Source organism: Rhizobium sp. 05L419 (assembly GCF_056397845.1).
This window is the reverse complement of sequence record NZ_JBFTOF010000010.1, coordinates 21,816-42,761: the sequence shown is the minus strand read 5'-3', so window position 1 is coordinate 42,761 and position 20,946 is coordinate 21,816. Positions and strand designations below refer to the sequence as shown.

The 20,946-nt window shown below is 60.3% G+C and carries 16 protein-coding genes and 2 pseudogenes; 7 read left to right on the top strand and 11 right to left on the bottom strand.

Features of this window, described 5'->3' with window-relative positions; translation table 11 throughout:
• Window positions 1–1,068 precede the first annotated feature (1,068 nt).
• Entirely contained in the window at window positions 1,069–5,229 is a 4,161-nt protein-coding gene (locus tag AC1DMK_RS14865; protein ID WP_477859961.1) for a lysozyme inhibitor LprI family protein, read from the top strand.
• A 165-nt stretch (window positions 5,230–5,394) separates the two neighbouring features.
• Here AC1DMK_RS14865 and AC1DMK_RS14860 read toward each other — a convergent pair.
• A pseudogene (locus tag AC1DMK_RS14860) lies at window positions 5,395–6,089 on the bottom strand (IS66 family transposase); the annotation flags it as partial.
• A gap of 174 nt (window positions 6,090–6,263) precedes the next feature.
• Here AC1DMK_RS14860 and AC1DMK_RS14855 point away from each other — a divergent pair.
• The 3 genes from AC1DMK_RS14855 to AC1DMK_RS14845 are packed head-to-tail and all read left to right on the top strand — an operon-like array spanning window position 6,264 to window position 9,994.
• The gene (locus AC1DMK_RS14855; RefSeq protein WP_477859959.1) at window positions 6,264–7,760 is read left to right on the top strand and encodes a sugar ABC transporter ATP-binding protein; all 1,497 of its coding nucleotides are present in this window, start codon (window positions 6,264–6,266) and stop codon (window positions 7,758–7,760) included.
• Window positions 7,761–7,781: 21 nt separating this feature from the next.
• Window positions 7,782–8,846, top strand: a complete 1,065-nt coding sequence (locus AC1DMK_RS14850) for an ABC transporter permease (RefSeq protein WP_477859958.1) — start codon at window positions 7,782–7,784, stop codon at window positions 8,844–8,846.
• A gap of 47 nt (window positions 8,847–8,893) precedes the next feature.
• Window positions 8,894–9,994, top strand: a complete 1,101-nt coding sequence (locus tag AC1DMK_RS14845) for an ABC transporter substrate-binding protein (RefSeq protein WP_477859956.1) — start codon at window positions 8,894–8,896, stop codon at window positions 9,992–9,994.
• 116 nt (window positions 9,995–10,110) lie between these two features.
• Here the strand turns inward: AC1DMK_RS14845 and AC1DMK_RS14840 are convergent, their stop codons facing one another.
• The 7 genes from AC1DMK_RS14840 to AC1DMK_RS14810 form a co-directional block, all read right to left on the bottom strand.
• On the bottom strand, window positions 10,111–10,404 hold the full coding sequence (locus AC1DMK_RS14840) for a substrate-binding domain-containing protein (RefSeq protein WP_477859954.1): 294 nt from the start codon (window positions 10,402–10,404) through the stop codon (window positions 10,111–10,113).
• A 187-nt stretch (window positions 10,405–10,591) separates the two neighbouring features.
• Complete coding sequence (locus AC1DMK_RS14835; protein WP_477859952.1) at window positions 10,592–11,254, bottom strand: helix-turn-helix transcriptional regulator; 663 nt, start codon at window positions 11,252–11,254, stop codon at window positions 10,592–10,594.
• A 45-nt stretch (window positions 11,255–11,299) separates the two neighbouring features.
• Window positions 11,300–12,319: a LacI family DNA-binding transcriptional regulator gene (locus tag AC1DMK_RS14830; RefSeq protein WP_037065163.1), complete on the bottom strand. Its 1,020-nt coding sequence runs from the start codon at window positions 12,317–12,319 to the stop codon at window positions 11,300–11,302.
• Window positions 12,320–12,504: 185 nt separating this feature from the next.
• Window positions 12,505–12,837 carry a hypothetical protein gene (locus tag AC1DMK_RS14825; protein WP_037065122.1) on the bottom strand — a complete coding sequence of 111 codons (333 nt, stop codon included), beginning with the start codon at window positions 12,835–12,837 and terminating at the stop codon, window positions 12,505–12,507.
• Window positions 12,834–13,721 (bottom strand): NAD(P)-dependent oxidoreductase, encoded by an 888-nt coding sequence (locus AC1DMK_RS14820; protein WP_477859950.1) that lies wholly within the window; start codon window positions 13,719–13,721, stop codon window positions 12,834–12,836. The genes AC1DMK_RS14825 and AC1DMK_RS14820 overlap by 4 nt, the downstream gene beginning before the upstream one ends.
• Window positions 13,718–14,254, bottom strand: a complete 537-nt coding sequence (locus AC1DMK_RS14815) for a gluconokinase (protein ID WP_477859949.1) — start codon at window positions 14,252–14,254, stop codon at window positions 13,718–13,720. Before AC1DMK_RS14815 ends, AC1DMK_RS14820 begins: the two co-directional genes overlap by 4 nt.
• Window positions 14,223–14,981: an SDR family oxidoreductase gene (locus tag AC1DMK_RS14810; protein WP_477859947.1), complete on the bottom strand. Its 759-nt coding sequence runs from the start codon at window positions 14,979–14,981 to the stop codon at window positions 14,223–14,225. The genes AC1DMK_RS14815 and AC1DMK_RS14810 overlap by 32 nt, the downstream gene beginning before the upstream one ends.
• Before the next feature lie 86 nt (window positions 14,982–15,067).
• Between AC1DMK_RS14810 and AC1DMK_RS14805 the strand changes: the two genes are divergently transcribed.
• The 3 genes from AC1DMK_RS14805 to AC1DMK_RS14795 all read left to right on the top strand — a co-directional run bounded on the left by AC1DMK_RS14805 (window position 15,068) and on the right by AC1DMK_RS14795 (window position 18,208).
• Window positions 15,068–16,015 (top strand): 2-hydroxyacid dehydrogenase, encoded by a 948-nt coding sequence (locus AC1DMK_RS14805; protein WP_037065119.1) that lies wholly within the window; start codon window positions 15,068–15,070, stop codon window positions 16,013–16,015.
• A 10-nt stretch (window positions 16,016–16,025) separates the two neighbouring features.
• Window positions 16,026–17,057 (top strand): L-idonate 5-dehydrogenase, encoded by a 1,032-nt coding sequence (locus AC1DMK_RS14800; RefSeq protein WP_477859945.1) that lies wholly within the window; start codon window positions 16,026–16,028, stop codon window positions 17,055–17,057.
• Between the two features lie 254 nt (window positions 17,058–17,311).
• Window positions 17,312–18,208 (top strand): SMP-30/gluconolactonase/LRE family protein, encoded by an 897-nt coding sequence (locus AC1DMK_RS14795; RefSeq protein WP_477859943.1) that lies wholly within the window; start codon window positions 17,312–17,314, stop codon window positions 18,206–18,208.
• 84 nt (window positions 18,209–18,292) lie between these two features.
• On the opposite strand, the pseudogene AC1DMK_RS14790 reads toward AC1DMK_RS14795, so the two are convergent.
• The 3 genes and pseudogenes from AC1DMK_RS14790 to kdgD all read right to left on the bottom strand — a co-directional run.
• Window positions 18,293–18,453: pseudogene (locus tag AC1DMK_RS14790) on the bottom strand (leucine zipper domain-containing protein); the annotation flags it as partial.
• Between the two features lie 190 nt (window positions 18,454–18,643).
• Complete coding sequence (locus AC1DMK_RS14785; RefSeq protein WP_477859941.1) at window positions 18,644–19,945, bottom strand: GH1 family beta-glucosidase; 1,302 nt, start codon at window positions 19,943–19,945, stop codon at window positions 18,644–18,646.
• Between the two features lie 51 nt (window positions 19,946–19,996).
• The gene (gene kdgD / locus AC1DMK_RS14780) at window positions 19,997–20,899 is read right to left on the bottom strand and encodes a 5-dehydro-4-deoxyglucarate dehydratase (RefSeq protein ID WP_477859939.1); all 903 of its coding nucleotides are present in this window, start codon (window positions 20,897–20,899) and stop codon (window positions 19,997–19,999) included.
• Window positions 20,900–20,946: the final 47 nt, after the last annotated feature.

The following is a 20,946-nucleotide window of genomic DNA, read 5'->3' as shown; positions in this document are numbered from 1 at the left end:
CCGCAGAGCGGTCGGTGTGTGCAATCACCGCTGCTCGCGCCTTTGAGAGGAAAAGGTTTTCGTAAAAACAGGGTCGTCGGTTCGGATCCCTTCAAGGCGACGGAAGTTCATTGCTTTAAGGGCAAAGCGTTGGCTTGGTCAGGTGGCCCCTCCCGCGGGTTCTTTGCCCATCGCTCATCGCGAATGGTGATTTAGGGCGAGCAGCCGCGCTCATCGAAGAAGTACACACCAATCCCTGCTGCATGAAGTGGGCCGTTGGGCCGCCTTGGTGCATTGGACAGGAGTTTTCCGAGCGCTTTTGCCTTCTTCGACGAGGACCTGCTGCCCGTCGCCGCAAGGCGGCCTTCTCGCATCGCGAGGCGACTATGAACGATTGATCGACACGCTGCTGCCATCTCTATTCCGAACTGTGTATTTCGCTTTCATCCGTAAGGAGCAATCGACACTCAGTGTGAAAAGCGGTAATCCGAAGTAAAGAATGCCACGCGCTCGCTAAAATGAAGATGCATGAGCCTTCTGCTTCACTTCAAGATCGACGCTGTCCGTGGAAGACACACACGAGAAATGTGATGGGGCGCGCCGACTGCTTGGAAGCAGGTCGAAAGCCGGCTTTGAAGAGCGTCTTGGTCGGAGATCTAATTCCTCGCATTGTTCACGCTGAAAGCTGCGAGGCAAGGTTCGTTTCCTGTCTTATGGGTTTGGATAGATGCGATGCAAAGGCACGATTTATTTGCCTTTCTTGTCCCGATTGATCTGCGGCAATGTGGCAAAGCGCTGATTGCGGCAGCTCTGACAGCGCTTCTTCTGGTGTTGGCCATTCCAACGACGGCCCCGGCGGCAGGCATCGACAGGTTGATTCAGGGCTTGATGGGCTTGCCTCCAGGTCCTGATCTCGAACCTCTCAGAGTTCCACCGCGACCTCAGCGCCGCCAGGCGGATACTGCTGTGGGAAAGGTTCAAGGCGGGCCTCAATCGGCGGTCCAGCCCAGTTTCGATTGTCGTCGCGCCAAAGGTGCGGCGAAAAAAACCATATGCCGGGTACCCGCTCTTGCGGCCCTCGACATGGCAATGGCCAAGTCCTACGTCGCGGTACGTGCTGCGGCGTCCTCCCCCGATGAGGCAAACCAAATCCGTCAGGAACAACGGAATTGGTTGGAGCAACGTGATGCCTGCGGCAACGATGTCGACTGTCTTCAGCAGGCATTTTTGGACCGCATGCGGGAACTGCAATATGCAGGCGGAAGTGCCGTCGGAGACAGTCAGTCGCCGACCGCGCCCGCTTTCTCGCAGCAACCAGATGCAGGCATCGACCCAGCCGGCACCGACAGGGACCAAGGTGCTTCGCCTTCCGGTGTGGGCTCCGGCGCTTCTCGGGCAAAGGCCTCGGCCTACAGGGTCGACGCCCTTCTGCACCCCGACGCAGACGGGGTACAGCCGCAACGGCTGTTCGTCTGGAACGGGCTCGTCGTGCTCAATCATCCTGAAAGCGTGGATGAGGAGTCCTTCATCGACCTGATGATACTTGGGATACGGCCGAGTTATATCGAGGAGAGGAAGAGCTACAGCGATAACGCGGCCTATTATTCCGGTCGTTTTCTCGCCAATGGCAACCCGCTGCGGACCGACGGAGACAGCTTTCCCGGCCATGACGAATTCGAGCAGCAGGACGCGCGCAACGCATTTCTTGCCCGCTATGCAGAGCCGCTGCGGAAAATGGCGCCGAAGCTGCCTTTCCAGTTCGCCTATACCTACGAGTTCAATCTTCCGAAATATGATGCCGCGCGCGGCGGCTTCCGCCTACCTGACATCGGAACCCTTCACCTCAACGACACATCCATGTCGGGTCAGCAGTCGGGCGGCATCACCTTGCGGCCCGACTTCGACTTGCCGAAGCCGCTATTCTGGCCGGCGAGCGACAGCGCGGCGCGACAGGCGGTGGAGAAAATCCGCGCGCTTACAGACCCGCAGTCGCCCCGGCGCGTACGCCTGCTGGCAGTCCTGGAAGCCACCGAGGGCAATGCCGAGACCCTGACGATTGCCACACGGCTGAAAAGCCTTGCCATCTACGACGACGCGCTGACGACGCAGCTCCACTCCTTCGATGTTTCCGCGCTCAATCACGGCGCGCCGGCAAAGAGTGACCCTCTCGCGATCCTTGGCCATCCACCGCGTGGCATTGAGCCTTGGGACTTGCTTGATGTCGCCGGGCACACGGTGATCGACGTGCGCCAAAGCGACAAATTCTTCGAGCTCGTGCGTCTCGGCGCACTGTTACCCGGACCACTCGACAATTTTACCGAGACGAGACTGGCGGGGGCCTATCTGACGGAACGGGCCAGAAATGAGGTGATGGGCCAGTTCCCCGGCGTGTGGAAAGGCAATGACGAATTTGCCCAGGCGCAGGCGCGTCAGAGTTTTCAAGCCCGCTATGAGAAGTCGATCACCGGCCTTGCGCCAAAGGCGCCTTTCGATTTCTACTTTTCAGGGGAAGTCCATGTTCGGCCCTATGACAACGCGCGCGGGGCCTTTCTCGTCGATTCCCTCAACATCACAGACCATATGCAATCCGGCGGCCTGCGGGCCATGCCCGACTTTCAGCTCCCGGACAGATTGGACTGGCCGCTTCCACCATCAAAAGCACAAGATATGCTCGGTGCCTTGGGCCAGGGTCGCTCGGCGCGGATCGTGGCGCACGTGCTTGTCGAAAGCGTCGACGGCACCTCGGCCGCCACCCGATACCGGCTGGATGCGCTGAGCCTCTATACGTCGGACCTGCGCTCCAAGCTCTATGACTTTCCAATTCAGAACGACGCCGCCTCCTATCTCGCTGGGGGTTCCCCCGCAAAGCTCGCCATAGGCGAGCCGGTCCCGCTCGACAGCGAGTTTCTCTGCGTCGAGCTTCTTGCCGCGGCCGGGGCGCAAACGCCGGAAGATGAATTCCAGTGGTGCTGGCAAACCATCGCCACGCGCGACCAGACCGCCTACGACACGGGCGCGGTCGGCAAGCCTGGCGCAACGGATGCGCACCATCCGTTCTTCCCCCGTGGCGGCGCGGCCTTGACCGTCGAAAGCAGGGCAGCCTTCCTGCGTTGGGCGAGCGCCTATGCCGCCGGCCTTGGTGACGCACAGCTGATCTCGCCGCAAACGGGCGAAACGACTGCCCCCACAGGCAAGGTCTTTGCCATGCTGCAGGGCAATGTGCCCTCGGGCTCCGGACTGCAGACGCTTTTGGCCGCCGAGCACTATCAGCCCGATCAATTGCTCAGCGTCTCCGTCTATAATCAGCCCGTACTCCTTGCCTTCCCGAACCGGGCGTCGGTCTATTCCTCCACCGTGCCTCTGGAGGTTCTGGTCGGCCATGCAACCCCCTATCATGCTCAGACCCTCTTCAAGGTTGGTGCCGCAAAGCTCGCCGCGACGGACGACGGTCGCCCCGTCCTGCTCGTGACGCTGGAGCCGCAATCGATGTCCGTCACCGCCATCGGCGGCGATGTGATCTACTCCAACAGATACGACCAGATTCAACCGCTCGGCGACGCATTCACCAGCGCTCCCGCGCCGGGCAGAGCCTCTTCCGGCCCGCTCTCGCTGGACAGCGGCGCAATTGACCTGCTGGCGGCCCGCGCTGTCGGCGACAAGCTCTCCAAACAGACGATGGCCTTTATAGTCACGCGGCAATGGGAGCGGGAAAACCAGCTCCGCGCAGCCCCCGACGATCGTTTCTTCGCCGTCGGCAAACGCGAACCGAGCCCGAAGGAGGCCGCAGAACTCGGCCCGCAATTCATCGCCTGGTCGGCTGAAAAACAACCTTCGCTTCCCGCCCGCGTGACGCTGCACCGACAGGCGGAGATCCGCAAGGGACAAGCCGGCATAGCCTGGACCAATCTCGACTGCTTCGGCGGACTAGAGAGTCTCTCGGAAAGCCTCAATCTGCTGATGGGGATCAATTCGGAGCTTGGCAGCTGTGAGCGGCGGCGAACCGCAGGGCAGGAAAGCCCGCAACAGCATTCGCAATGCATCGCGCTAAAGGCCGCAGCGGCAAGCGTCAACGCGACACAATCGGTCGGCGGCGCCTGCAAGATGCCGCTCAGCCTCGGCTTCAGCGATCCGCTGAACGTTTCCTTCCGCTTCGCTCAGGATCTTCCGGGGCTCGTGGTCGATATGCTCGGCGATAGCATGAAGGTGGATGTCACGCTCAGCCTTGATATAGACGGTGCCACATGGTCGCATGCACCGCCGAGCCCACGCGATCTGCTGCCGCAGGATATTCTGGCCGCGCTCTCGCAGGCCATGACCCTTCCCACACCCGTGGCCAAGCCCGATACCGAATTCGTGACCTTCGATGCGAAACTCGTCGATTTCAAAGTCCGAGACGAAGACGGCAAACCGCTGCAGGAGGTCGCATCAGCCAGCCCGTCCCCGCTTACAAAACTCTTCGACGAATTCCGCGAAAGCAAGACAGCGACGACCGCCCCCGCAATCGCCTCCGGGGCCTATGGGCCTGATATGGTCGGCCTGCGTCTAGGCATGACTTTAACCGAGGCCGAGGCGATCGTCCGCAACGAAATGAAAGTCGGCCGCGTCCTGCAGGGCAAACGCGCCTTCGGAGCCGCTGATGGCACCCAGATCAGCACGCCGATGTCATCGGGAAAGCTCTTCATATCCGAAGACGGGCTGGAGCTCATAGCTCTGCTCGACGAGCCACCATCCGCCGCCGACCGCGTCGTCGCCATGTGGCGGCGCGTCTATGTGCCTGAAAATACCGTCCTGCCCGAGGAGATCTTTGCCAAGGTCACTGAAAAATACGGCCCGCCGACGGGCCCCTATGTGCAGGCGCTGCAGACCGGCACGATTTCGGGCTGGTACACGCCCTCGGGCCAGAATTGCAGCGGCCTGTTCGGCGCGGTGAAAGCCAAACCGCTGGCCGAAGACTGGACGAATGCCGGTGCCTCTCCCTCCTATCAGTCCCCTAATTCGACTTATCCGAAAGGCCCGTTTCTATCGGCTGCGCTCTATGATCCGCTGAGCGCCAACAACAAGTTGTTTCAGGGTTGCGGYCCCCTGGTTACCGTGTCCCTGCTCGACGCCAGAAACGCCGGCGGCGCCATGATGGAACTCGATACAACACTCACAGACCCGGAGCGCTATGAGGCGGCTTATGGCGAGAACCTAAAGCAGGTGCGCTCGCAGGCAAACCAGGGAATCCCGACGGCTGCAACCAAATTCTAACTGCATAGCTGCAACTGGCAACCTGAAGGATCGGCATCGTCATGCGATCAACGCTCTCGCTTTGGCGAAGTATAACGCGCACCTTCAAGCCTAAGCGCTCTTTTCCACGCACGTTGACGTCTCTTGCGATGACCGATTGCTTTCGGACGAATGCGTTACGTTGGGTCAGGCTGCTGTGACTTTGGCGAAGTTGAAGGGCAGAAGACCGGTGATATCAGCGGCTTCGGTGCGCTGAGGCAACTCGGTGAGAACGTGGCGCAACCAGGCTAACGGCTCGATGCCAGCGGCCCGGCAGGGCGGCATCGCGCTGTAGACGACGGTGCTGGCCTTGGCTCCAGCGCGTCAGATATTCCCACTGGTTCAGGGTATAGGAGACGGCATCGCCGAGCTTGCTGTCAGGCGGGACCTTCGGCTCGATGTCGTCAAGCCATGACTTGAGAGCGTTCAGAATGGGCACGCTGTGTTGCTGGCGAAAGCGGCGAATGCCGTCGGCTTGCGTTTCGCCGTCCTCCAGCTCTTTGTCCCGCGCCTGCCTTTCAACGCGGTAGAACTGCTCGAAGAACCGGAGAGCCTGCTCCGGCGGTCCGTCACCTTTCTTGCTTGCCTTGAGGGCGTCGACAAAGCGCCGTCGGGAATGGACCATGCATCCAAGATCGGTTGCCCCTCCAGCGTGCGGCATGCGGAATAGCCGTCGCTCATCAGGAATGCCTGCGGGTAAATCTGGCCGCGGCCCGGCTGATAATCGAGAAGCACGATCGGCTGGTGGCCTCTCTGTCATTTTCTTTCAATACCTGAACCGTCGTCTCGTCGCCATGGATGAGGGGCTGCGATCTGAGCCGCAGTTTCAGTGTGTCATAGATAGATCGGCACATGGTGCAACTCGTCGACGCCGGCCTTGGTGATGCGTCGGCGACCAAAAGTGAAGCTCCAACGTTTGGTAGACATTTGCGCCCCGCAAAGCAGATTTATCGCTTGACGCCGATGTTATCGATAACATAGTGTCTCGTGGTCGCTGAGCTTTCGGAGGAGCAGAGATGGACAATCGCAAACTCATCGAATTCAAGGGTATTACCAAGATCTTTGGCGGCACCCGTGCGCTGGAGGGCGTGTCCATCGATCTACTCCCAGGCGAAATCCTCGCCCTTCTCGGGGAGAACGGCGCCGGAAAATCGACCCTGATCAAAACGCTTGCCGGCATCTACAAGCCCGATGGGGGCCAGATCCTGTTTCGCGGCGAGCCCTACACCCATCGCCCCCCCAAACCCAACACGCGTCAGCCCGTCGCCTTCATCCATCAGGATCTCGGCCTGATCGAATGGATGACGGTCGGCGAGAATGTCGGCCTTGCGCAGGGTTTTTCCATGCGCTCACGTATGATCGACTGGCGCCGCACCGAGGACCGGGCGCGCGAGGCGCTGGAACTGGTCGGCTGCGACTTCGACCCGAGCACCCGCGTGCAGGATCTCACCCGCACGGAAAAATCGCTGGTTGCGATTGCTCGCGCCCTTGCCGTCGAGGCCGACGTTCTGGTGCTCGACGAACCGACCGCCAGTCTTCCGGCCGACGAGGTTGAACGGCTGTTCAACGCTATCCGCCCACTGAAAGAGCGCGGCGTCGGCATGATCTACGTGTCGCACCGACTGGACGAAATATTCCGCATCGCCGACAGGGTCGCCGTTTTGCGCGACGGCAAGCTGGTCGGACAGCGCCCGGTCAGCGAGACGCGGCCGGACGACCTGATCGAGATGATCGTCGGCCGCCCGGCCAACCAGCTTTTCGTCAAGGCCGCCTGCACGCCGGGCAAGACAGTCCTTGCGGCGAAAAATCTGATCTGCGCCGGCACCGGCCCGGTTTCGTTCGATATTCGCCAGAACGAACTTCTGGGCCTTGTCGGCCTGCGCGGCGCCGGACAGGAGCTGATCGGCCGCGCCCTGTTCGGCTGCGAGGCCTTTGGCGGCACAATACACCTGAACGGCGAGACGCCGGACCTTTCCAACCCCGTGGCGGCGATGAAATCTGGTATCGGGCTGATCGCGCGCGACCGCACGGAGGAATCCGTTGCCATGTCGCTGTCACTGAGGGAAAACACCTTCATCAACCCCGGCGCATCCGGTCGCGGCCTGTTCTCGTTCCTGTCTCCGACCGATGAGGCCGAGCAGGCGCGCAAGATCGGCGAAACCGTGGGCTTGCGCCCGAACGACCAGAACCTACCGATCGAGGCACTGTCGGGCGGCAACCAGCAGAAGGTCGTCGTCGGCCGCTGGCTGGTGACCGGCCGCAAGCTGCTGGTTGCCGAAGACCCGACCGCCGGTGTCGATGTCGGCGCCAAGGCCGAGATCTACAAGCTGATCGCCCGGGCGCTCGAAGCAGGCCTGGCCGTCGTCGTCGTTTCCACCGATTTCGAGGAAATTGCCCATATCTGCCATCGCGCGCTGGTATTTTCGCGCGGCCGCATCGTTGCCGAACTTCAGGGCGAGGCCCTGACCACATCCGCCGTCATTTCCGCCGCGTCGGCATCGGAAGCCGCATAAGAGACCACGGGAGCTAGAACCATGCAATCGATCGAATCCACCGCCCTCGAGCCGACCCGCGGCGAACTGGCAGGCCTCACACTGGGCCAGAAAATCGCCCGCTATATTCCGGTCTACGGCCTGGTAATCCTGACCGCGTGCCTGATCGTGCTGTTCTCAATCCTGCTGCCGGGCACCTTCCCAACGCTGCTTAACCTGCGCTCGATCGTTTCCGACAAGGCGATCATTGCTCTGCTATCGCTGGCGGCAATGATCCCGATGGCATCCGGCCGCATCGATCTCACGGTCGGCTACGGCATAGTGCTCTGGCATATTCTGGCGATCAGCTTGCAGACGATGTTCGGCGTTCCGTGGCCGATTGCCGTTATCATCGTTCTGGCGCTCGGCGCTTTCACCGGCTTTCTCAATGGCCTTCTCGTCGAGGTCGCGCGCATCGACAGCTTCATCGCCACGCTCGGCACCGGCACCATTCTATACGCGCTGGCGCTCTGGCATACCGGTGGCCGGCAGGTGGTCGGTGTTCTGCCGCAAGGTTTCTATGCGCTCAACGGCACTATGGTCTTCGGCCTGCCGATCACCGGCTTCTACGTGATCGCCATCGCCGTCGCGCTCTGGGTCATCCTCGAATACCTGCCGATCGGCCGCTACGTCTATGCCATAGGCGCCAATCCGAAGGCTGCCGCGCTGAACGGCATCCCGGTTCGCCGCTACGTCATCGGCGCCTTCGTCTCCTCGGGAACGCTGGCAGCGCTTGCCGGCGTCCTGCTCGCCTCGAAGCTGCGCATCGGCCAGGCCAGCGTCGGGTTGGAATACCTGCTGCCGGCCCTCGTCGGCGCCTTTCTCGGTTCCACCACCATCAAGCCCGGCCGCGTCAATGTCTGGGGCACGATGACCGGCGTCATCATTCTGGCGGTTGGGATTTCCGGCATCCAGCAGATCGGTGGTTCGTTCTTCGTCGAGCCGCTCTTCAACGGCGTCACCCTGCTCGTCGCCATCGGCATTGCCGGTTATGCCCAGCGCAAGAGGGGCGCTGCGGGTAAAGCGGCGGCACCTGGCCCGCAGCTCGCCAAGACACAGAAAAACTGAGGGAACCGATCGTGCGAAACGCACCATCTTCAAAGGGAGGAAGAACCATGAAACGCAGAACTCTGATCCAGGGCTCGGCCGTCATGCTGGCGCTGATGCTGGCAGGACCGGCGCTCGCCGATGCCATGGCCGACGCCAAGGCCGTAGCGGACAAATACGCCACCCGCGTCACCGCCTGGGACGGACCGAGGGCAAGTCCGAAGGCGCAGGAGGGCAAGACGATCGTCGTGCTCGCCGCCGACCTGAAGAACGGTGGCATCCTCGGTGTCACCACCGGCGTCGAGGAAGCTGCGAAGGCCATTGGCTGGGAGGTCAAGGTGCTGGACGGTGCAGGCTCGATCGGCGGCCGGACGGCAGCCTTCGGCCAGGCATTGGCCCTGAAACCCGCCGGCATCATCATCAACGGCTTCGATGCCATCGAACAGGCTCCGGCCCTCGAACAAGTAAAGGCTGCCGGCATTCCACTGGTTGCATGGCATGCAGGCCCCGTCATCGGCCCTGATCCCAAGACCGGCCTCTTCGCCAATGTCAGCACCGATGCCATGGAAGTCTCCAAGGCCGCGGCCGACTATGCCTATGTCGATGCCAAGGGCAAGCCGGGCGTGATCATCTTCACCGACAGCACGTACGCGATCGCCATCGCCAAGGCCGACAAGATGAAGGCCGAGATCGCGGCTCTCGGTGGCACTGTTCTCGAATATGTCGATACGCCGATCGCCGAGACCTCGCAGCGCATGCCGCAGCTGACGACGTCGCTGCTGCAGAAATACGGCGACCAGTGGACCCATTCGCTGGCTATCAACGACCTCTATTTCGACTTCATGGGTCCGTCTCTCGCAGCCGCCGGTAAGGGCGGCACGGATGCACCGATCAACGTCGCGGCCGGAGACGGCTCGGAATCGGCCTATCAGCGCATCCGCGCCGGCCAGTTCCAGAAAGTGACGGTTGCCGAGCCTTTGAACCTGCAGGGCTGGCAACTTGTCGACGAACTGAACCGTGCATTTGCCGGCGAAAAGTGGTCGGGCTACCTGTCGCCGCTCCACGTCGTCACATCCGACAATGTCGAGTTCGACGGCGGGCCGAAAAACAGCTTCGATCCGGACAATGGCTACCGCGACGAGTACAAGAAACTCTGGGGCAAGATGTAACAGCCCTGCCGATCAATGGGCACCGCGAATGGCGCCCATTTTTCTATCGAGTACGTCAGGTGGACAAAAGAGTAGGCTTGAGCACCGACAACTTATATTTCCATAGTCGTATTGCCTTAAATCAATTGTAGCGCTGCTCGCCACGACCTGTTCACAGGCGCGTTCGCAAGTATGTTCAATAGCGCCAGGGCCGCCATCTCACCGATCGCGGCCCTGGGCATGTCGACCGTGGTGAGCCGAGTGCGCACCGTGTTGGGAATGGGTGTACGGTTAAATCCCACCACTGAAACCTGGTCTGGGACAGCTATTCCGGCTCCATGCAAATACGACAATCCCCCCAGCGCCATGGCGTCGTTCAGGAAGTGAATAGCCTGAATGCCCGGATGGGCTCTCATCAGTTGCTGCGTCAAAGTGCATCCTGTTTCCGCCTGTCTCGGCTTTTCCTCGCAAATCATACTGACTAGATCCACGCATCGGCGCCAAGCGAAGATCGCAGCGCGAGATACCGACTGCGGGCGCGCAAAGGTCCTTATCCAATTCGGCGCCGATATAAGCGATGCGTTTTAAGCCGCGCTTGAGAAAGTGGGTCGCGACCAGTTATCCCGCCTCCTCGTGCGAAGGACCGGCGCAGAAATCGAGGTCACTGTTGTTGTAGTCCCAAAGGTGAATGGCCGGGCAGTTGCGTTTTTCCAGCAGCCTTTCCGAATCCTGGTTCCGCGCCATGCCGCCGTTCAGCAAAAGTCCCGCCGGCTGGAACGATAGCATCGCACGCAGCAGGTCGGCTTCGATGCAGGGATCAAAATGGGACTCCCCTATAAATGTCTGAAAGCCTCTGGGCCTGAGGACCGCGTTTAGCCTCAGTACTTCAGAGAAGACGATATCGCTGATCGAGGGGATAATTACTGCCACCATTCGGCTCTTTCGGGAGCTCAGTGACCCGGCGAGGCTGTTGGGCAGATATCCGAGCTCGTCTATGGCGTGCCTAACCCTCTGTCGCGGTTCCTCGGAAATATTACCGACGTCCCGCATCGAGCTGTTTGCCAATCCGACGACACMGGAACTGCGCCAGTTTGTGAAGGCCGACGTCAGGTAGGCAACCGGTAGGCCACGTCGATGATGTATCGCAACCACCGGATAGCGCCTGGTGGTCTGAATGAAGGTAGTTTCAGCGCCGCGCCAGACGCGGCGCTGCGGTATTGTCGTCTTCGGTTGTTTAGCACTATGCAGGTAGTAAGGGTGGGCGTCCTCGCCGAAGCCCAAATGGAAGCGACCCCATCGCCACACGCAAGCCCTCGTCGCTGATCTCTAGCGGCTGGTCTGTCGCAAAATAAGGTCTGGCTGGATCGTCACCCGTGCGTTTTCGTCCGTCAGTACCCCATCCAGAACGTCGAGAATGAGTTGCGCTGTCTTTGTCCCGATCTCAGCCGCGAACGCGTTGATCGTCGTCAAACTTGGAACGCAGATTGCGCCGATCTCGTAGTCGCCGAATCCTGCGACGGCAATTTTTTCGGGCACTGTGACGCCGCGCCGCTGGCATTCCGTGAGCGCGCCGAAGGCGGAAAGGTCGGACACGCAGATTACCGCCTCGGTGTCGGGAAAGTGTTCGATCAACCACCCCATAGCGTTTGCACCCTCGCGCATTGAAATCGGCGGCGGTCCGGCGGCGATCAGGCGTGACGCGTCCAGTCCATGATCCTTCATCGCTGCGATGAAACCGGCCCGGCGATCTGTACCCCTTGTGTCGCGGTCGGCGTCGCCCCCGATGAAGGCGATCTTTCGGTAGCCGACGGCGACGAAATGATCGACCATCTCACGAACCGCGAGGGCATTCGAAAACCCGACTACATGTCCAATTGGTTCATCGGGCAGGTCCCAGGTTTCGACGACGGGGATTCCGGCGTTCGAAAGAAGCTTCCGTGAACGGGGCGTGTGTTTCCCGCCCGTAACCACAATCGCTTCCGGCTTGCGCCGCAGAAGCTGCTCAATCAGCCGCTCCTCTTCACGAACGTCGTAGTTGGTGTAGCCGAGTAGGATCTGCAGGCCCTTGCCCGACAGGCCGTCAGACAGTGCCCGCACCGTATCGGCGAAGTTGGCATTGTTGATCGAAGGGATGGTCACTGCCACAAAGTCAGTTCGTTGCGATCGCAGATTGGACGCAGTGCTGTCAAAGACGTAGCCAAGCTCCTCGCTGGCTCTCAGCACGGCTTCGCGCGTGTCCTGGCTGACGGAAGTGTCCCGCTTGAAGGCACGGGAGACCGTCATCGGCGATACCCCAGCTTTACGAGCGACGTCCGCCATGGTTGGTGGTTTGCGGATATTCTGCATTTGCATCCATGTTATCGTTATCAGAGACACTACACCGAGTTTGACTCATGATTGCAAGCGCGTTGTTGCACCCCTGGAGCTTGAGTGCGATGCTCAGTAGCTGAGTGTGGCTGCTTTTCGGAGCTGATAGACGAGAAGAAACGGCGCCTCCTTGAGGCGCCGCCGGTCGGCGTCGTCGTATGGTCTCAGAGTGGAAACTCATTTGCCTGGGTGACATGATGGTGGATCCGGCCGTCGAAAAATCGGGCCAGCACCTCTTCCGTTGCTGCCTTGGCGGCAGCACGGGCGGGGCTTGCCAGCGCCGCTTCGACGGTTCCAAGGTCGGGATAGTTGATCGCGAGGATCATGGGGATTTCCGGTGCGCCCTCATCGCGGGCATCTGCGAAGGTGACGCGCACATCGAGCGCACCGGGAAAGGCCTTCCATTTCGGTAGGATATCTTCCAGGACGGCAGCTCGAAACGCCTCCGTCTGGCCGTCCTTCACTTTTCCTTCGAAGAGGGCGTAGCGTGTAATCATTGTATGATGTCCTTGTTGGGTCCCTTGAAAAATTCCATCAGAGTGGCCTGATCCTCACCGCCGAGACCGGCGGCGGTGAGCATGCGATGCACTTCGGCGCAGGTTGCCGTCAGCGGCATCGCCGTATTGGTGCGGCGCGCCAGATCCTGAGCGCCGTTCAAATCCTTGACCATGTTGTCGATCCGGCCGGTGCGCCGGTAATCCCTCGTGACGAAACGCGGCATATATTCCTGCAGGATCGCACTGTCGGCTCGCCCGCCTTTCAGCGCCTGCGGGATCTTCGCTGCATCGACGCCAGCGTCGAGCGCCAACTGAGTTGCTTCGGCCACTGCCAGAAAATTCAACCCGCAGAGGACCTGATTGATCAGCTTCGTCGTCTGGCCGGCGCCCGATGGACCCATATGCGTGTAGTTCGAGGCGACATGTTGCAGAACCCGGTGCGCGTCTGCGACATCCTGCTCCGTGCCACCGGCCATGAGCGTGAGCTGTCCGACCAATGCCCTGGGAGCTCCACCGGAAAGGGGGCTGTCGACCCAGCGCAGACCCTTCTCCGCCGCATCGGATGCCAGCGCTTTCGTGGCTTCAGGATCAATCGAAGACATGTCAATGATGAGCGTTCCAGGCTTGGCGCCGTCGGCGACGCCTCCCTCGGCAAAGACGGCGAGCCGCACGATTTTCGCAGAATTGAGGCTGAGGATGATATAGTCCGAACAGGCTCCAGCCTCAGCGGCGGACGCCGCCGCCGTGGCGCCCTTGTCTACCAATTCGCGCACCTTTGCCTTATCCAGATCGAAGACCGTCAGGTGATTGCCGGTTTCCACGAGCCGAGTGCCGATGGCACCGCCCATCGCGCCTGCGCCGATCAATGCAACCTTGTTTGTCATATTTCCATTCCTCCCAATTGGGCAATGATGTCATCAACGATCGCGCCGAGTGGACGATCGATATTCACGCCGATCGCGCTTTCGTCCGCTTCCGGTGGTTCCAGCGCCGCGAACTGGCTCGCCAGCAAACCGGGCGGCATGAAATGGCCTCTTCTGGCGTTCATTCGCGCTTTGATAACGTCGGGCGTGCCGGCAAGGTGGATGAAGGTGACAGGCACCCCCGCGCTTAGCGTGATATGGGCACGATACACTCGCTTGAGGGCTGAGCAGCCGATGATCAGCGGGCCTCCAGGCGTGGCCAGCACTTGTGCCACAAGCGTCAACCACGGCCAGCGATCCGTGTCGTTCAAAGCGAGGCCGCGGCTCATCTTCTCGATATTTGCCGACGGATGCAGATCATCTCCGTCGACATAGGTCGCCGCCAGTCGGGCTGCGAGCGCGACACCGACAGAGGACTTGCCACATCCGGCAACACCCATCAACACCAGTCGCTGTGTTGCCTCAGAGAGAGGCTGTGATGCCGCCGTCAACATAGAGCACGTGTCCGTTCACAAAAGAGGATGCGTCTGAGGCGAGGAAGATGCAGGCGCCCACCAGTTCTTCGACCTTGCCCCAGCGGCCGGCCGGGGTGCGCTTTTCCAGCCAGCCCGAGAAGGCGGGGTCTGAGACGAGGGCCGCGTTCAACGGTGTGTCGAAATAGCCTGGCGCGATCGCATTGCATTGCAGTCCGTATTTTGCCCAGTCGGTCGCCATTCCCTTGGTCAAATTGCCAACCGCGCCCTTGGTCGCGGTGTAGGGCGCAATGCCCGGCCGGGCCAGCGCCGTTTGAACGCTCGCAATATTGATGATTTTGCCGGCGCCTCGTTTGATCATATGTCGCGCAACCGCCTGTCCGACGTTGAAAACGCTGGAAACATTGGTGCGCAAGAGCCGCTCGAAAGCGTCCGCTGGAAAATCCTCAAGTGGCGCGCGGTGCTGCATGCCCGCATTGTTGACGAGAATGTCGATAGCACCGTTGCTCGCCTCGAAGCTATCCACCGCCGCTCGCACGACCTCATGGTCGGTGGCGTCAAAAATCAGCTGATGCGTGCCGATACCAAGACTTTTCGCAGCCTCGGCCAGCTTGTCGGGATTGCGCCCATTCAGCACGATCTCCGCGCCTGCGTCGGCAAGGCCACGTGCAAGGGCAAAGCCGATCCCTTGCGAGGAGCCCGTAACGAGCGCCCTACGCCCGGTCAAATCAAACAGGCCTCGCTCCATATTTCTCTCCACTTTTCATCTCGACATTCTCGATAGCAGCCTTTATGTTATCGATAACATTAATTGTCAAGGGACGGGTACTAGAAATGAACAAGCACCAAATCCTCCAGGTCGGACCCTATCCGGAATGGGACGAAGCGCCCCTGAATGCCGCGTTTGCGGTCCATCGGTATTTCGAGGCCGATGACAAGGCGGGCTTCCTCGCCTCTGTCGGCCCAAGTGTCAAAGCCATCGCCACAAGGGGCGAACTCGGCGCGAACCGAGCGATGATCGAGGCTTGCCCGGCACTCGAGGTGATCTCCGTCTACGGAGTAGGCTTCGATGCCGTCGATCTCGCAGCTTGCCGCGAACGTGGTATTCGCGTCACAAATACTCCCGACGTGCTGACCAACGATGTGGCTGATCTGGGGGTCGCGATGATGTTGTGCCAGTCACGCGGTGTGATCGGCGCGGAGAGTTGGGTGAAAGATGGAAGCTGGGCTGAAAAGGGCCTCTATCCGCTCAAGCGCCGTGTATGGGGACGAAGCGCAGGCGTGCTCGGCCTTGGCCGCATCGGCCATGAAGTAGCGAAGCGCCTCCAGGGTTTCGATATGCAGATCGCCTACTCCGATGTCGCGCCAAAGGATTTTGCGTCCGATTGGGAGTACATCGCCGATCCTGTCGCGCTCGCCGCGCGGTCGGATTTTCTCTTTGTCACTCTGTCTGCTTCCGCCGTCACCCGTCACATCGTTGGCCGTGAGGTGATTGCGGCGCTGGGCGGGGAGGGGATGTTGATTAACATCTCGCGCGCCTCCAATATCGATGAGGAGGCATTGCTGACCGCGCTCGAAAGCGGTGCACTCGGCTCAGCCGCTCTTGATGTGTTCGAGGGTGAACCGTCGCTTAATCCGCGCTTTCTGGCGTTGAACAATGTCCTGTTGCAACCCCATCACGCCTCGGGAACCATCGAGACCCGCAAGGCCATGGGGCAACTGGTGCGCGACAATCTCACCGCGCATTTTTCCGGTCAGCCCCTGCTGACGCCAGTCCTTTGAGGAGACCGCGATGAAAGCCATCGTTGTTCACGGCGCGAAAGATCTGCGCATCGAGGAGCGTCCGGTTGAGGCGCCAGGCGCCGGAGAGGTGCGCCTTCGCCTTGCGGCTGGTGGAATCTGCGGCAGCGATCTCCACTATTTCAATCACGGCGGCTTCGGCGCGGTCCGGCTGCGCGAGCCGATGATCCTCGGACACGAGGTTTCCGCGCATGTGGAAGCCCTGGGGCCGGATGTTGAAGGATTGGAGTTGGGGCAGCTCGTTGCCGTTTCGCCCTCCCGTCCGTGCCGGACCTGCCGCTACTGCCAGGAGGGACTGCACAACCAGTGCCTCAATATGCGGTTCTACGGCAGTGCCATGCCGTTTCCGCATATCCAAGGCGCCTTCCGGGAAGTTCTGGTAGCCGATGCCATTCAGTGCGTGCCCGCCGATGGCCTTTCCCCCGGAGAGGCGGCGATGGCCGAGCCGCTGGCTGTGACCCTCCACGCAACTCGCCGGGCCGGAGAAATGCTGGGCAAACGAGTTTTGGTGACGGGCTGTGGGCCGATTGGCGTTCTGGCAATCCTCGCCGCGCGCCGCGCTGGTGCAGCCGAGATCCTTGCGACAGACCTCTCCGATTTCACCCTGTCGCTGGCCCGCAAGGCCGGCGCCGACCGGACGATCAATATGGGCAGCGAACCCGACGCGCTGACCCCTTATGCGGCCGGCAAGGGCACGTTCGATGTCCTCTACGAATGCTCAGGTGCCGCGCCCGCACTGGCTGCGGGCATCGCGGCTCTGCGGCCGCGGGCGGTGATCGTCCAGCTAGGCCTCGGCGGGGATATGCACGTTCCGATGATGGCCATCACGGCCAAGGAGCTGGATCTGCGCGGATCCTTCCGCTTCCATGAGGAGTTCGCGACAGGAGTTGGACTCATGCAGAAGGGTCTAGTCGACGTGAAGCCGCTGATCACCCACACGCTTCCTCTGTCGGAAGCCGTCACAGCCTTTGAACTGGCGAGCGACCGGAGTCAGGCGATGAAGGCGCAGATTGTCTTCATCTGAATTCCAACGCGAGGCCTTCTGACAAAGAAAAAAGGCGGCGTGATCCAGATCAGGGCCGCCTTTGTTTTCTGCGAGATCGGCAGAACCGGATGTTGCCGTTCCGCTGAGCGACAGTTTCAAGCCGGTCTTGGCGGCAACCTATTGGGTTATCCCGCGGGCAGACCTCCAAGCGTGAATGCACCGTTGACCATTCATATCAATGCTATCGGCTGGTATCGATAGTATCTCACAGCTTCTAGGAAGGGAAAGCCAGCATGTCGTTCTTTGAGGTGGTGGATCCGCTGTTTGGCCGGTACGTGCTCGGCAATGCGCCGGTGAAACAGATTGCAACCGGCTTTGACTGGGTAGAAGGTCCGGTCTGGTTCGGTGATGCGGGATGCCTCCTTTTTTCCGACATTCCGAATGATCGTATCCTTCGCTGGTCTCCAGGCGCAGGCGTCTCGACGTTCCGGCAGCCGTCAAACTTTGCCAACGGCAACACCCGGGATAGGCAGGGCAGGCTCGTGACATGCGAACATGGCACCCGGCGCGTGACGCGAACGGAACTCGACGGTTCCGTCACTGTAGTGGCTGACAACTACCGGGGCAGGCGCCTGAACTCGCCCAATGACGTGGTGGTAAAATCGGACGGCTCGATCTGGTTTTCCGATCCGCACTACGGGATCATGACGGACTACGAAGGTTTTCGAGCCGAGCAGGAACTGCCTTGCCACGTCTACCGTGTCGATCCTTCTGGAGCAATTGAGGCAGTACTGACGGACTTTAGCTGCCCGAACGGCCTCGCCTTCAGTCCCGATGAAACCCGCCTCTACGTCGCAGATACCGGGCGCATGTTCGGATCCGATCCACAGCATATTCGGGTTTTCAATGTTGGCTTGGGCGGAGCGCTTTCCGGCGGAGATGTGTTCCACCGCATCAGCCCAGGATGTGCAGATGGTTTCCGAATTGATGGCGACGGCAATTTGTGGTCCTCGGCGGCTGATGGCCTGCACTGCATTTCCCCGGACGGTTGCCYGATGGGAAAGATACTTGTTCCGGAGCTGGTCTCGAACCTCTGCTTTGGCGGTCACGCAAAGCATCAACTCTTCATTACTGCCACGACCAGCGTCTACTCGATCACATTGAACCGCAAAGGCGCCCAAAATCCATGAGTTCAAGCGTTCGTCAATTCCGCGGACATCATCGTGGGCGGTTACCTGCAGTCCTCTCGTGCTGATGCCCCCGCCAAAACCGGAACGAGGCCCGGCATGCGGCCGCGAAGAGCGATCGAGCATGGGCCTGGCGACCACCGGCCTTGAAACGTTCGACCCAGCGGGCGACGATCTTGGCCGAGACACCATTAGATCTGCGCCGCCTGGGCTTGAGAGATATGCCTCTCTATCACAGCGAGAGCCATTTCTTCTCGACCTCTCGGCGACTGTGACCTTCAACAAATACGAAACGGTGAACGGCGGCGTAGCTCTCCACGACAAACATCCTCGGCCACCTCAAAAAGAGGAGAGCCTCTACTGGCAGAGTTTTATTCCGCCGCGCCAAGCAATCTGCCGGCGTTCATATGGAAGACTTTGCCAGCTGGACCTTTGGGCCTATCGGCGGAGCATTTTCTGAAACGCCCGATAGCTGTTTTTGGGCGTTCGATCTCTCGTCGCCGGATCCATGGCGACGATGCCGAACTTTGCACCGTAGCCTTCGGCCCATTCAAAGTTGTCGATCAAAGTCCAAGCCATGTAACCCCTGACATCGACGCCTTGCGCCTGAGCATCGCGGATAGCACTGAAATGCCTGTCGAAGAAATCGATGCGCCTACCGTCGTCGCTATCCGACATGCCATTCTCGGTGACATAGATCGGAAGTCCGGGGTAGCGATGGGAAGCACGTTTGAGAAACTCTGTCAGTGCTTGTGGATAAGTTTCCCAGCCGAGATCGTTCTTTTCAAGCTCGCCTCTGGACTGACGGAAGGGAAAGACGGGAACAGTCGGATCAGATTGGTAAAGGGATCGCGTGTAGTAGTTGAGACCGATCCAGTCCAATGGGCGGGAAATCGGATCGAAATCGTCCTGCCAGTTCGCCGGCAGATATTGCTCGATTCTGTCGGTAACGAGCTTCGGATACTGACCTTTCACAGCACCGTCGAGGAAAAACTGATTGAAGATCGCGTCGCCGAGTTCAGCGGCCACCGCGTCCTCCGAAGATTGCGTCAGCGGTTCGCATTTTTCCATGTTGACGACGATGCCAAGATTTTTGCCGCCTTCCGCCCGCATCGCTTCGATGCCTAGGCCGTGAGCGAGCAAGACGTGGTGCATCGCACGGGATGTGGCGCGGATGTCGCGATAGCCCGGTGCGTGTATCCCGAGAAAATGGCTCAAGATCGTGATGCACCAAGGCTCGTTGAGGGTGGCGGTGGTGGCCAGCCGGTCGCCGAAACGCCGTGTGATCTGCGTGGCATAATCTGCGAAAGCCCGGGTCGTATCCCTGTTCATCCAGCCGCCCTTGTCCTGCAGGGCGCTTGGTAGGTCCCAATGGTAGAGCGTCGCGAATGGTTTGATACCGCGCTCCAGCATGCCGTCGATGAGACGGTCGTAAAAATCGAATCCTGCTTCGTTCAGGGCGCCTGTCCCGTCAGGGATAAGCCGAGGCCAGGAAAAGGAAAAACGATATGCATCGAAGCCGCCGTCCCGGATCAGATCCAGATCTTCCGCCCATCTGTTATAGTGGTCGCAGGCAACCACGCCGTTTTCGGCGTTCTTGATATTGCCCGGCGTGGCGGAGAAGCTGTCCCAGATGGACGAGCCCCTGCCATCGGTCTGTCCGCCCTCGACCTGATGGGCGGCCATCGCGACACCAAAGACAAAGTCTGGACCGAAGTCCTTGCGATCGTGCGAAAACATCATTTTTCCCGTTCCGAGCTGCTTGTTTGAAAGGAGCGCGACTGCTCCCGACTAGAGATTGGCGTCGACCAGCGCCTTGAGGTCGTCCATTTCGCCAGCCGTCAAATTCACCAGGGGAGGACGAACGGGGCCAGCCTGCCGGCCCCTGACCTGCAATCCAGCCTTGATAATCGAAACAGCATAGCCTTTTCGTCGGTTGCGCAGAGCGGTCAGCGGGAAGAAGAAGTTCTTCAAAATGGTATCGGTCGTCTTCGTATCACCGGCGCGCAGTGCTGCGTAAAAGCGCTGGGCCAGTTCAGGCACGAAATTGAAAACGGCAGAAGAGTAGGTTGTGACGCCGGCTGCGAAATAGGCCGTCGCATAGAGTTCGTGGGTCGGCATGCCTCCGACATAGACCATGCGGTCTCCCAGCTTGGTCGTGATTTCGATCACGCGATCGACTTCACCATAGCCGTCTTTGAAGCCGATGAGGTTGGGGCACCGGTCGCAGAGTTTTTGCAGGCTGTCAGCGGTAAGGACGATATTGTCGCGGTTGTAAACAACGACGCCGATTCCAACCGCGTTGCACACCGCTTCCACATGGGCGACTAACCCTTCCTGTTCGCAGAACATCAGATAGGGGGGCAACAGCAAGATACCGTCGGCACCGGCCGCCTCGGCTGCCTTGGCCATCTCCACGGCCATGGCCGTGCCATAGGCGGCGCCTCCGAGGATCGGCGTCTTACCGGCTGAGGTCTTGGCCATTTTCGTGACGGAGGCCACTTCTGCTGGTGTCAGCGAGAAAAGCTCGCCGGTGCCCCCGGGCGCAAACAGCACGGCGGCGCCAAATCCATCGAGCCAGTCGATATGGGTACGGTAGGCTTCCTCATCGATGCTGAGATCCGGTTTGAACGTGGTGACCGGGAAAGAGAGCAGGCCGCTACCGAGCGCTATCTTGAGTTCATTGGGAGACATGAAAAAGGGTCCTTTTGAAAAGGCAGGGGAGAAGACGAAGAGGAGAA

Excerpts from the sequence above, each read along its gene's own strand:
- AC1DMK_RS14830 (WP_037065163.1), bottom strand. The coding sequence starts at position 12,319 with ATGCAGAATATCCGCAAACCACCAACCATGGCGGACGTCGCTCGTAAA.
- AC1DMK_RS14855 (WP_477859959.1), top strand. The coding sequence starts at position 6,264 with ATGGACAATCGCAAACTCATCGAATTCAAGGGTATTACCAAGATCTTT.
- AC1DMK_RS14820 (WP_477859950.1), bottom strand. The coding sequence starts at position 13,721 with ATGACAAACAAGGTTGCATTGATCGGCGCAGGCGCGATGGGCGGTGCC.
- kdgD (WP_477859939.1), bottom strand. The coding sequence starts at position 20,899 with ATGTCTCCCAATGAACTCAAGATAGCGCTCGGTAGCGGCCTGCTCTCT.
- AC1DMK_RS14810 (WP_477859947.1), bottom strand. The coding sequence starts at position 14,981 with ATGGAGCGAGGCCTGTTTGATTTGACCGGGCGTAGGGCGCTCGTTACG.
- AC1DMK_RS14845 (WP_477859956.1), top strand. The coding sequence starts at position 8,894 with ATGAAACGCAGAACTCTGATCCAGGGCTCGGCCGTCATGCTGGCGCTG.
- AC1DMK_RS14825 (WP_037065122.1), bottom strand. The coding sequence starts at position 12,837 with ATGATTACACGCTACGCCCTCTTCGAAGGAAAAGTGAAGGACGGCCAG.
- AC1DMK_RS14815 (WP_477859949.1), bottom strand. The coding sequence starts at position 14,254 with ATGTTGACGGCGGCATCACAGCCTCTCTCTGAGGCAACACAGCGACTG.
- AC1DMK_RS14785 (WP_477859941.1), bottom strand. The coding sequence starts at position 19,945 with ATGTTTTCGCACGATCGCAAGGACTTCGGTCCAGACTTTGTCTTTGGT.
- AC1DMK_RS14800 (WP_477859945.1), top strand. The coding sequence starts at position 16,026 with ATGAAAGCCATCGTTGTTCACGGCGCGAAAGATCTGCGCATCGAGGAG.
- AC1DMK_RS14805 (WP_037065119.1), top strand. The coding sequence starts at position 15,068 with ATGAACAAGCACCAAATCCTCCAGGTCGGACCCTATCCGGAATGGGAC.
- AC1DMK_RS14850 (WP_477859958.1), top strand. The coding sequence starts at position 7,782 with ATGCAATCGATCGAATCCACCGCCCTCGAGCCGACCCGCGGCGAACTG.